We start from the raw sequence: 12,425 nt of genomic DNA, 5'->3' as shown, positions 1-12,425 counted from the left end.
TTATTAAGTTAGTTTGTGCTTTTCTATACAAAAAGTTGTAAATGATTAATATCTATTATGCAATTCTATAGGATTACTATTTGAATTCTGAATACACCCTTGTATCTTACTAAGAAGTGGTAGACCGTCACACCCTACCAATGCAAAATCTGGATACCCGTATCAGGCATCACCAAATCAGCGAAGCAGTTCCCCAGTTGCGTCAACTTGTTTTCAGGTTTTTCTTTTGCGATCGCACTTGACCTTCAAGACAGTCGCTACGAGATCAGCGATCGCACTCATCAAGCAATTCACCTTTATAATATCAGGCGATCGCACTTCAAGAGGTGTAGGGTGGGCAAATTCTGATAATTTGACAAATTTCAAGTCTGTAGGAACTTCCGCCTTCCCTGAAGCTATATAGGGTGCGTTCGCGACAGCTTAACGCACCGCACCATACTGTTTATACATCCGTCCAATTAAGAGAGCCGAGAGAAGCTGGCGACACCTTGGCTTCGAGTGCATTTTTGAATTTCCCATCGAGTTCGTTTGCCGAGTTCTGGTTAATGAAGCCGAGCATTTTTGACAACTGGTAAACTATATTTATTCCGGTACCTTGATAGCTGTTCTGCTTGCGACCATCGTCGGTCAGCATATCCCCCGATACCCAAACACTGTCTAGTTTCTTAAGGTCGTACTCCGCATAATATTTCATATTAGACAACCAAGTTCGGTTTGGAACTTCCCCATCGATCGCTATTAGTCCAAAGACATAACCTTGGTTTCCGAGATCCTCCCAGTCTCGAGCATTTGTGTTTTTGCTTGCTTCTATTCCCTTTGCTTCCAGTTGTGCAAGCGATTGGAGGCTTTCATACTTTTGGGTTGTGTAGTGTCTAAAAGTCCATTTTTTGTCCACATGTTTCTTCCCAAATTTAGGGTCTGGTTGAGATGTCAAGTCTTCGATGTTGAACTCTTTTTGATTCCGGGCTTTAACAAAATCCACCAAAGCACGGGCAAAGTTAGGGTCATTGCGATCGGATTCGTCCAGTTGTTTCAAACCGTCAATTATTTGCTCTTTTTTAAGCTTGCCCTCGACCATGACCGTTTCTAGGCTGTTGACCAATTCTGTTACCTCTTTGCGTTGAATGATACCTTTGGTGAGGACTCCATTTTGCTGCACAACGTGGGTCAACTCATGCGCCAACAACTCCTGACCGCCCCGACTACCTGGGTTATATTCCCCCTGTCGAAAGAACACATCCTGTCCCGTTGTGAAAGCCCGCGCCTGAATTGACCGATTCAACTGATCGGATTGACCATCCGTGTGAACCTTCACCCCACTGAAATCTGCACCAAACGCCTGTTCCATCGGTTCGCGGATATTGTCTGCCATGATTTGTCCACCCCCCCGCGCTTGGTTAATGGACGCTTCCAAGTCAGGTGCAGAAGCCATCCCAGCCTCAGCCTGACGCTGCATCATCGGCTTCATCTGTAATTCTTCTTCTTCCTCTGGCAATGCTTCTCGTTGCAGTGTATTGTCCAGAGATTTCATTTGCAATTCTTCCTCATCCTCTGGCAATACTTCTCGTTGCAGTGTGCTATTGTCCAGAGATTTCATTTGCAATTCTTCTTCTTCCTCTGGCAATGCTTCTCGTTGGATAGACTGATGATTTACAGGTTGCGCCATTCTTTGCATTACCTGCTGTGCTACGCTATCAGCTTCCTGTTCGTAAATGTCTCCAGGCTGGCTAATTGAGAGTTTTGCTTGGCTACGCAGTGGTATGCAACTTATATCATGAGTAAGTGGCTTATCGAGTGGTTGTATTTTTGGAACCGCTTGGCGTGAAATTGCCGACGACTCCAAACCAAAGCCGGGTGTCGGATGTTTCAGAGATGGAATTGAGAAGTCTGTAGTAGTTTTTTTCTGCCGACTAACCTGTTCTCTCATTTTCTTCTCCTGATACCCAAGCAGTAGCTAGATGAATATTTTCCTGTTACCAATACCTAGATTACTGCGATCGCACTTTTAGCACAATTGCTCAAAAGTCTGAATCTAGGCAAAAGGCAAGTTCGACTTTTGGCTACTTTTGATTCTGACGCAGTACCTTTAGCCTTGATTTTAGGAGAGGTTTTTTTATTTATGGACTCAAATCAGCAACCAAGTTTTTTCACATTCGATGGAGATGTTGGCGGTACTGCTGGATACGCGGGGGTTTCGGCGGCATCTGATGCTAGCAAGACAGCTATTGCTGCGGGTAGATACCTCAACGACTCACGGCTTTTGAACCAACTTACAGAACACGTATATAAACTTTTGCTAGAAGACTTGCGATCGCAGCGAGAAAGACTTGGTAATTATAATTCCCAAAGGTGGTTGTGATGGCTACAGGCGCTAATAACGGCAACATTACTCACGAATTAAATTATGTCACTACTAATCGTTTTTACGTTGAGATAGACAGTTCTATTGCTGCATCTTTCGCCGAATGTACAGGATTAAGTATTCAAATTAAGAAAAATGTTTTTCAAGAAGGTGGTGTCAACGACCAGCAAAGAATTTATTTAGGTCATACAGAATTTGCAGACATAACTCTTAAACGTGGAGTTACCGATCATCCAGGTTTTTGGAACTGGATGAATGCAGTTTTTGATGAACAAAAGAAAACATCTCGACGCAATGTCAACATTCTGATTTTCAATCAAGCTGGTGAAACGATGATGAGTTGGACTTTGATTGGTGCTATTCCTATAACCTGGAAAACACCAGCACTCCAAGCAGATGGCAAAGCAGTTGCCATTGAAGAATTAACTTTAGCTTATGAAGGTTTACAAGTAGCAAGAGCGACAGGAGGAGGAACTTCTGTACAACGAAATCAAAAAACAGGATATTTCGTTTCTAGCTAATTGCCTCTTTTGAAACTATAACTATGCAAATTATTCAATCTCCACTGGGAAACAATATTCATCCACTTGGAATAATATCATCTTTATCTAATTCTCATAGAATGTTATTGAGAAAAGAGTCTCATTCTCTGAATCTACGAAGTAATTTTATCAGTCCCATACAAACTAAACCAGCATTAGTAACATCCTCTAAATTTTTCTTATCTCGTGAACATGAACCATCGATACAACCATTAATTGGTTGGGATACTCAGGATATAAATAGTGAGTTTTCACTACTTAAGTTGGATTCTTCTGATTCAATAACTCCCCCAGGAAATAGTAATGAAACAACAAAAGACAGTATTCCAGAGATAATGCCAACTCGCATTGAGAAAAATACGGGTAATGATGCATCATCAGAAATAAATCTTAAAGGTAAATCTAAATCTAAAAAAACAAATAAATCTCAACAGCCACCAGAAAAAAAGTCAAAACCGAAATCTAAGACTAAAAAAACAGTTAAATCATCAGTGGCTAAGAATGTTGAGAAACTTATTGATAAAAGTAACGTTCCTATTAGTTTTAATGAAAATAGCTTATTAGCATCAGATGAGCCTCTATCGATTAAGCCTAATTCGGAACTCGATCCTTTACAACTTGATATTGCTTCGGAACATACTACAACTAGCAATAACTCTGTTAATAGTATAACGACATCTACTTCACCTAATATTGAAGATAAATCGATTTCCCTCAAGAATATTACTAATGAAAGTCAGCAATTAAACTCTGAGTTACCATATAGTTCGCCTAGTGCAGAGTCGTCTGTCACAGAAAGTATTTTGATATCACCAGAAGAGATTAATTTAGACGATACTATAAGTGAAACAGAAGATACTTCGCCTCTAGAATTCACTTTACCTAATAATTTAGAGCAAACAGTTGTCCCATATATTAACTTTAGAGATAATGAACAACAAATAATCACTGAAGCATCAGAATCAGTTAATATCTCAGATATCCCAGTCAGCCCAACGCCACCACAACAGGATATTAAATATCAAGTTCCTTCTATAGTTGATAATCAAAGCACCACTTCCCAAACAAATTTAATCCAGAAAAAAGAGGTGTCACCAACCGTAAATTCTTCATCGCAGCCAGAAGAATCACCACATACAAATAGAAATTTTGAGGCAATTCCAGCCATTGAACCAGACTTAATATCAGAAAGTGCCGCAAAGGATTTTGTCAAAGATAATGCTGTGGCTGATAATTTTCTAGAAAATGCAGCTTTATCTTCAAAAGTTACCCCAATTGATGTTGATGACATAGTTCATTCTTTGGCGAATGATGAAAATATTGTAGGGACGGATAGCTTTGCGCTCAAAGCAGATGTTGCTCTACCTAATTCTGAATCTTCAGCCGCTTTATCATCAGCATTTACTTCACCTGAAGTTGATGATGTACCTACCTTAGTCCATACTTTAGCGAATGATGAAAATATTATAGGGGCGGATAGCTTTGCGCCCAAAGTGGATGTTACTCTACCTATTTCTGAGTCTTCAGTTGTAAAAATCCCTATTACATTACAACAGGAAATTGATTCTAGTGTTACGAGTGAGCCTCAAGTCAGTGCGCCTGTTGAGTTAACACCTACCTCCGCTAATATTGGAGATACACCTAGTTTATTCAGAAACTCTGATAGCAATGAACAGTTAGTCACTTCAGAGTCAAAATCTGCTATATCGGTTAATGTTTCAGATGTCTCAGAAAATATGAATTCACTGGAACATGACAGCAATATTGAGAATACTACCAGCGAGTCTACAGAAAATCTGCCCATATTAGCGCTACCTGAGATTAATGAAACAGAAAGAATTATCGCCACATCACCTGAGATTGTTGAAACACCAGTAGTTAACGCCACATCGTCTGAGATTGTTGAAACACAAGTAGTTAACGCCACATCGCCTGAGATTGTTGAAACACAAGTAGTTAACGCCACATCGCCTGAGATTGTTGAAACACCAGTAGTTAACGCCACATCGCCTGAAGTTGCTGAAGCACCAGTAGTTAACGCCACATCGCCTGAGATTGCTGAAACTGAGAGTATTTTCAGGGAAATTATTGACAATGAACAACCAGTAGAATCAGAATTTCCCTTTGCAGTAACAAATCCTGAAATATCAACCTTTGTTGATACCTCAGATAATCCAGATATCCCAGAAGAACCAACTTCCTCACAAAATGAGGTAAGCACAGTACCTAAAGTTGAGCAAAATACGACTGTAGAAAATTTGCCAGCACCTAAAGGTTATGCTACTGGTGGTCATGTGACAGACTCCCACGTTGAAAATCGTCAGCAAATAGCACCCTCGGATACTGTACCAGCAATGCTTACGCCTGGGGAGTTTGTGATTAATACCAGAGATGCACAGAAAAATTTACCTCTACTACATCACATCAACACTGGTGGTACACCGCAGGATATTATCCTTCCAAGTTTACAGACACCCAATTTTAAAGAACCAGAAGAAACAACTTCTCCAGAGACTCCGACTAAAGTCGATTCTTTTCCAGACACTTCATTACAGCTAAAAAGCGCTGAGACTAACTCATCTCAAATATCTAATCCTTTTACTCCTGCTTCCTTGGGGTTAGATATTGGAAAACAGAAACTTTCGATACTCAATTCTCCACAGCTTAATCTTCTTCAAAACCAAGCAATTGATGTAGGTGAAACTTCACCTCAATATTCATCACCTCCTCTGATTTTCCGAAAAGCAAATTCCAGCATTAATACATCTGCTCAATGGTCAAATACACCTTCTCAATGGTCAAGTGTTGAAGATTTACTAAATGAAAATAATGATGAGTTCACTAGCTTTAATTTTAATGATGGTGAATCTAATAGCAAAAATTCTGAATTTTCTCATGTCTCAGAATCGCCACAAATTTTTGCTAAACATATTCCTACATTTAGAGGCTTTGCTGATGGTGGAGAAGTCACTCCACCCGACATATCTAGAGAAATAGAACCGATAACTGAGACGATAGAGAGTATATCCTCGTCTTCTGAAGAAGGTGATAAAGATGATACAGCTAATCTTGAAGCTCTAGCCCGTGAAATTTATAGCAGATTACGACAACGGATAGAAATTGAGCGAGAGCGTCATGGCGGTTACTCAGGTAGATTACCTTGGTAAATTTGTATTTAAGAATTAGTTTTTGGAGAAATATTCAAATGGCAACTCCTGCAATTATTGTTATTCAAAAGCGTCAACCACAACTTGAGAAAGCCAAACTTGTAGCTTATAACGGCGAAGCACCAGATATTGAATTAATGTTTAATCCTACAGATATTAGTTTTGCTCGAACTGTGAAGTGGGAAAGTAAGCAAGGTAATAGAGGAACTACTTTACTTCCGAAGGTGAATTTTTCTGGTGTTGAGCCTTATAAATTTACACTCAAACAGTTACTATATGATACTTATGAAACGAAAGAATCGGTGATGAAGAAGTATATAGATAATATTAAAAAAGGAGTAGAAACTATTAATAGAACGACTGATAAACGCCCACCTGTTTACATATTGACATGGGGAACAGAGTATTTTTATTGTGTAATCACGAGTTTAACTTACACATTAAATATGTTTCTGAGTGATGGCACACCAGTCAGGGCGCTGGTAGATATAGCATTACAAGAAGTAGATAAAAATAACCTTCCTGGAGGACGCGAATCTGCTTCTAAAGGCGCAAGTCGTCAGCCAAATTCCAAACTGGGAAAAACTACTTAAATTTTAGGATTGTTTGAACATTTTAAATTTATCGAACAGAATTCAGGAGTCAGGAGTCAGAATACAGGAAAGGTATTCTGTATGACTGGCGGATAGCACAGCACAGCGTTAGCGAGTCTTGCCTACAGCACGCCAAGGGCGAACGAGCGTCACGAGCGTCTTGATTCTGAATTCTGAATTCTGCATTCTGCATTCTTCTTCAATAGATTACTACTTATGCCTCCTAAAAAAAGCCTTTATCTAAGCGAACCTAAAATCCAGATAGAAGGACAAGCTGCTTCTCCTGAATTAATGAAGGATGTGTTGCAAATCACAATAGAAGAAAGCCTTCATTTACCAGCAATGTTTACGCTAGTTATACATAATAGCTATATTCCCACATCTGACCGTTCAGAAAACAGGGCTTGGCGACATGAGCAGTTGTTTAAAATTGGCAAAAAAGTAAAGTTGGGTTTTACTTCGAGTACGACTCAAGATAATAATTTTCAATATGAGGTAGAAAAAGTTCTGATAGAAGGCGAAATTACAGCGATGGAAGTTCACTTCAATGAAAAATCGGAAGCTGATATCATTGTTCGCGGTTATGATATTTCCCATCGTCTACACAGAGGTCGCTATAATCGTTCTTTTTTAAATGAAACTGATAGCGATATCGTTAAAAAAATAGTTAAAGAAGTAGGCATAAAACCTGGCAATATAGAGCCAACTGGCGAAGCTCATAAATATGTATTCCAAGAAAATCAAACTAATATGGAGTTTTTGCGAGAAAGGGCTGCCCGTATTGGTTTTGAATTATTTATTACAGAAGATAAACTAAATTTTTGCAAGCCAAAAACTCAGGGAGATTTACCACTAGAATGGCTAGTTGATATTAGTAAATTTAGTACTCGCGTCACCAGTTCTGAACAGGTGAGTTCTGTGGAAGTGCGTGCTTGGGACTATACCCAGAAAAAATTGATTAGCGGAACAGCCAAGAAAGAGAAGCAAGTAACCGAGACAGGTAATCAGCTAGGAAGTAGTACTAGTAATGCATTTTCCAATCTTAAGTCACCGAAAATGATTGTTGTTGATAAACCAGTTGCTAGCAAAAAACAAGCAGAGACAATGGCTCAGGCTTTGTGTGATGAACTGGGAGGAGAATTTGTTTATGCAGATGCCAAAGCATCAGGGAATCCTGAGATTCGTCCTGGACGAGTTGTTAAGCTTCAGGGTATGGGCGATCGCTATAGTGGTAAGTATTATGTTACAGAAACCCGCCATTTCTTCAGTCAGCGCGTTTATGAAACTGAGTTCAGCGTGCGGGGACTCCGTTCTGGTAACTTATTCACAACTCTATCCCCAGAAAAACGCCTACAGCCATCTGAGACTTTATTAGTGGGGATTGTGACTGATAACAAAGACCCAGAGGCATGGGGTAGAGTAAAGGTCAAGTTTCCCACTCTCACTGAAGATCATACAAGTGACTGGGCGAGAGTTGTAGCTGTGGGAGCAGGCCCTAACAGAGGTTTTGACTGTTTGCCAGAGGTGAACGATGAAGTTTTAGTAGGTTTTGAACATGGCGATATCCACCGTCCCTACGTCATTGGTGGGGTATGGAATGGCAAGGATGCACCACCAGAAAAAGTAAGGGATTCAGTTACAAGTGGTGTAAGATTACGTACCATTAAAACTCGTGTAGGTCATGTTTTACAGTTTGTTGAAGAAGATAAAGGAAGTAGTAAAAAAGGTATTCGCGTAGAAACTGAATACGGTCACAAAATATATCTCAATGACAGTCAAAGGTGCATAGAGATTGAAACCAAGGGCGGCCATAAAATCAAAATGGACGATATGGGTAAATCTGTTTCAGTGAAATCAACAGGTAATATGTCATTAGATGCTGCTGGAAATATAGACATTTCAGCCAACGGTACGATTACAGTCAAAGGTGCGTTGATTCGACTTAATTAATTCGTAATTCGTAATTATAGGAGGTTGTGATGGGTAGACCAGCAGCAAGAATTACCGACAATGTGGCGCACCCTTTACCCCCAGTTTTAACAGGAGGGCCGGGTAGTCCCAATGTGTTGATTGGGTCTTTACCTGCGTGGCGGGGCGTACTTGCAGCAGCAGTACCAGGTTTGCAGTCTGCTAAAACATCTTCTGATATAGCTATCAAAGCGGCTGAGGCTGCTACTTTAGCGGCGGCTGGTACACCAGGGGCACCTGCTGCCTTAGCCGCCGAACAAACTGCAAAGACAACGGCAGCTTCTACTATGGGTAGTGCGATCGCAGCAGCAGCAGCAGGTGCTGATATTCATAATTGCGCGACACCCTTGCCTGTCCCTCCTCACGGCCCTGGGGTTGTGATTGATGGTAGTCAGACTGTGCTGATTAACAATCTACCTGCCTCTCGGATGGGCGACACTATTTTAGAAGCATTAGGGCCACCGAATAAAATTATCAAAGGTAATCCCACTGTTTTGATTGGCGGCTGATTGGAGAGGCAGGAGGCAGGGGGAATGGAAAAAGAACCAATTAAAAGTCATGAAGACTTGGAAGTATACAAAATGGCATTTGATACAGCCATGAAAATATTTGAACTATCCAAGAAGTTTCCTGTAGAAGAGAGATATTCGTTGACCGACCAAATTCGTAGATCGTCACGTTCTGTATGTGCAAATCTGGCGGAAGCATGGAGAAAACGTCGATATGAAGCTGCTTTTGTAGCTAAGTTAAATGATTCGGAAGCAGAGGCAGCAGAGACTCAGACTTGGTTGAAATTTGCTGTCAAGTGTAGTTATTTAGATGTTGATACAGGTAGAGAACTTTATGGAAATTACAACCGAGTTTTAGGCATTCTAGTAATCATAATCAACAATCCATCCCCCTGGCTCATAAAACGCTAATTATCCATCATCTCCCTGCCCCCTGCCCCCTGCTCCCTGCTCCCTGCTCCCTGCCCCCCGCTTCATCCTCGACCTTTGGCGAATAGGCTTAAACCATCTGTGCCGATATCTTTGAAGATATCCATGTAACAGCTGTCTAAGTGCCAGATATGGTTTATGGTCGCGATCGAGCCTATTTGGGAACAGGTTGGGCTTATCCACTGCATTTAAGTGTGCAAGGTGGGATACAACTTAGCCGTGAAGATCAAAAAGTTAAAGAATCTATTTGGATTATCCTCCGCACGGGAGTAGGTGAGCGGGTTTATCGGCCTACCTTTGGTTCGCGCTTGTCGGAACTGGCGTTTGCACCCATGAATAGCGATACCCTACTGCGAATCCGTCTTTATGTTTTGGAAGCTTTAGAAGTTTGGGAACCACGCATTACTATCGATGAAGTTGTCACCGATCCTGACCCTGTGCGTGGCAGAGTGGATATCATCATCAATTATCGACTCAAAGACGGCCCCGATATTTATAGTTTTGTTTATCCTTATTATTTGGTTTCAGCTGGGGAGGAATCGTGATACCAATTAAGAATTAAGAATTAAAAATTAAAAATTGAGAAGCTAAATTTCATCTGGGTTTCTAGGCTTGTATCTGTCACATTATTTATTTTAAATTGGTATGAACTTTGACTTTTTACCGAAATTACCTTCTTCCAATTTAGACGATCGCGCCTTTGATGATTTGGTGCAAGAATGTATCATGCGTATTCCTCGGTACTGTCCAGAATGGACAGACCACAACCTCAGCGACCCAGGAATTACGCTAATTGAGTTGTTTGCTTGGTTAACTGACCAAATGTTGCTCAGATTCAACCAAGTACCCCGAAAAAATTATGTTGCTTTCCTCGAATTACTGGGTATCCGTCTCCAGCCTCCCGCCCCAGCCCGCACGGAATTAACTTTTTATTTAAGCGCTGCACTACCTGAAGCCTACACGATTCCAGCAGGATTGGAAGCCTCAACTATCCGCACTGAAACCACAGAAGCGATTACCTTCAGCACAGATTCTCCTTTAATTATCGGCAAACCCCGCATCCAACATTTCTTAACTGCCCAAACTACCGAAGATATTCCCCAATCTCTGCGCGAAAGAGTCACAACTTCATGGACTCGTCAATCTAACGGTTTCTGGACAGGTAATGAACAACCGATTTTTGAAGAGGAACCCCAGCCTGGTAACTGCTTTTATTTAGCAATTAATTCTGATGATCCTTTAGACGCTAACGTTTTAGAAATTATTTTCCAGGGAGCTGCGGCTACTCCTGCTGGGATTAACCCCAATCAACCACCCCGCAAGTGGGAAGCCTGGGATGGAGAAAATTGGCAGCCAGTTTTATTGCAAGAGTCAGATGATAAAACTCGCGGGTTTAGTTTTTATGAAATTGCTCAACAGGGTGGAAACCCGTCTCAAGGTGCAGAGGTACGTTTGCATCTACCGCAGATTTGGCCTGTGGCTAATTTTACCTCTTATCGAGGTCGCTGGTTGCGCTGTAGCTTTGTTTCCACTGAAGCCAATGAAACTGGTTACAATCGTCCGCCAAGGATTATTGGTTTAGCAGTGCAGTCAATTGGTGGTACTGTTAGGGCTAGCCACAGTACGCTGATTCAAGATGAGCGATTAGGAATTAGTGATGGTACACCTGGTCAGAGTTTCCAGTTACAAACAGCACCAATTTTAGAACGCCGAGAAAATGAGTATATTTTAGTTACTCCGGCTGGTGGTTTGCCTCAAAAGTGGACTGAGGTGAGAGATTTTGCTGATTCTGGGCCGCATAATTTTCATTACACCATCGATTCAATCACGGGTACAATCCAATTTGGGCCACTGATTCGAGAACCTAGCCAACTTAAACAACAAACACAGGTAAGAACGCGGATTCAAGAACCATCGCTAGATAACACATCTGTACAAGTTCTGGAAAATAACCAGTCAGAACACCAATATGGGGCGATTCCTCCCCGTGGTTCAGAAATTAGAATGGTTACTTATCGTACAGGCGGTGGTAGAGAAGGTAATGTTCAAACTGGGGCAATCCAGTTTTTGAAATCTGCATATCCATATATTGCTAGTGTGGTCAATCGTGTACCTGCAATCAATGGAGCGGATGCAGAGTCACTAGAACAAGCTGTGATGAAGGCTCCCCGCATCCTCCGCACGCGCGATCGCGCCGTCACCGCTGAAGATTTTGAAGTTTTAACTCAACAGGCGGGTGCTGGTGCGATCGCTCGCGTCCGTTGCTTGCCAGCAAATTCTCGGAGACAAGCTGGTATAGTTAGTTTACTGGTAGTACCTTATGCAAATACAGATGCGATCGCTCAAGGCGATGGGATGACACCAGAAGAATTTGCCCTCAGTAATGCCCTGCAAGAGCAAATTTTGAGTTACTTAGATGAAAGACGCTTATTAGGGGTACAAGTAGAGTTACAAGAGCCGAATTACGTAGGTGTTTCTGTACAGACAGAAGTTGCTTTAGAGCCAGCATACAATAATCCTTTTGCCAGCGAAGAAATTCGTCGGAATTTAAGGCGATCGCTGTATAAATATTTAAATCCCTTAACTGGAGGAATCGACGGCAAAGGTTGGCCATTTGGACGACCAGTTTATACATCAGATATTGTGGCATTACTGCAACAAACCCCAGGCGTGCGTCATTTAGGCCCTGTTTTGCTATTTCCCATCCGCAAGCAAGGAGAAAATTGGCGACGACAACCATCCCCAGAACAGTTGATTGATCCGGGATCAGAAGGTTTGATATGTTCTTGGGCTGATACAAATCTGCGTTCAAATCACGACATCCAAATAATTCGTAATTCGTAATTTGTCATTTG

Annotated in this window: 11 protein-coding genes; 9 read left to right on the top strand and 2 right to left on the bottom strand. The window is 41.4% G+C overall.

Features of this window, described 5'->3' with window-relative positions; translation table 11 throughout:
• Positions 1-213: 213 nt before the first annotated feature.
• Positions 214-366 carry a hypothetical protein gene (locus HUN01_RS34775; RefSeq protein ID WP_194367993.1) on the bottom strand — a complete coding sequence of 51 codons (153 nt, stop codon included), beginning with the start codon at positions 364-366 and terminating at the stop codon, positions 214-216.
• Between the two features lie 76 nt (positions 367-442).
• On the bottom strand, positions 443-1,927 hold the full coding sequence (locus tag HUN01_RS34060) for an eCIS core domain-containing protein (RefSeq protein WP_203219518.1): 1,485 nt from the start codon (positions 1,925-1,927) through the stop codon (positions 443-445).
• Between the two features lie 129 nt (positions 1,928-2,056).
• Here HUN01_RS34060 and HUN01_RS34055 point away from each other — a divergent pair, with 129 nt between their 5' ends.
• From HUN01_RS34055 to HUN01_RS34015, 9 genes are all read left to right on the top strand, one after another.
• Positions 2,057-2,359 (top strand): hypothetical protein, encoded by a 303-nt coding sequence (locus HUN01_RS34055; protein WP_238845901.1) that lies wholly within the window; start codon positions 2,057-2,059, stop codon positions 2,357-2,359.
• Complete coding sequence (locus HUN01_RS34050; protein ID WP_181929863.1) at positions 2,359-2,883, top strand: phage tail protein; 525 nt, start codon at positions 2,359-2,361, stop codon at positions 2,881-2,883. The genes HUN01_RS34055 and HUN01_RS34050 overlap by 1 nt, the downstream gene beginning before the upstream one ends.
• A 23-nt stretch (positions 2,884-2,906) precedes the next feature.
• Complete coding sequence (locus HUN01_RS34045; RefSeq protein ID WP_181929862.1) at positions 2,907-6,071, top strand: hypothetical protein; 3,165 nt, start codon at positions 2,907-2,909, stop codon at positions 6,069-6,071.
• A gap of 38 nt (positions 6,072-6,109) precedes the next feature.
• Positions 6,110-6,664 (top strand): CIS tube protein, encoded by a 555-nt coding sequence (locus HUN01_RS34040; RefSeq protein WP_181929861.1) that lies wholly within the window; start codon positions 6,110-6,112, stop codon positions 6,662-6,664.
• Between the two features lie 216 nt (positions 6,665-6,880).
• Positions 6,881-8,614: a VgrG-related protein gene (locus tag HUN01_RS34035; RefSeq protein WP_181929860.1), complete on the top strand. Its 1,734-nt coding sequence runs from the start codon at positions 6,881-6,883 to the stop codon at positions 8,612-8,614.
• A 29-nt stretch (positions 8,615-8,643) separates the two neighbouring features.
• The gene (locus tag HUN01_RS34030; protein ID WP_181929859.1) at positions 8,644-9,141 is read left to right on the top strand and encodes a PAAR domain-containing protein; all 498 of its coding nucleotides are present in this window, start codon (positions 8,644-8,646) and stop codon (positions 9,139-9,141) included.
• A gap of 24 nt (positions 9,142-9,165) precedes the next feature.
• Positions 9,166-9,552, top strand: coding sequence for a four helix bundle protein (locus tag HUN01_RS34025; protein WP_181929858.1), 387 nt, complete (start codon positions 9,166-9,168; stop codon positions 9,550-9,552).
• Between the two features lie 149 nt (positions 9,553-9,701).
• A complete protein-coding gene (locus HUN01_RS34020) occupies positions 9,702-10,115 on the top strand; it encodes a GPW/gp25 family protein (protein ID WP_181929857.1) in 414 nt (137 codons plus the stop codon).
• Between the two features lie 100 nt (positions 10,116-10,215).
• A complete protein-coding gene (locus tag HUN01_RS34015; protein WP_181929856.1) occupies positions 10,216-12,414 on the top strand; it encodes a putative baseplate assembly protein in 2,199 nt (732 codons plus the stop codon).
• The last annotated feature ends 11 nt before the right edge of the window (positions 12,415-12,425 follow it).

The sequence above is a fragment of the Nostoc edaphicum CCNP1411 genome (genome assembly GCF_014023275.1).
GTDB lineage: Bacteria > Cyanobacteriota > Cyanobacteriia > Cyanobacteriales > Nostocaceae > Nostoc > Nostoc edaphicum_A.
The sequence above is the reverse complement of the archived record's forward strand: the minus strand, read 5'-3'. Positions and strand labels throughout refer to the sequence as shown.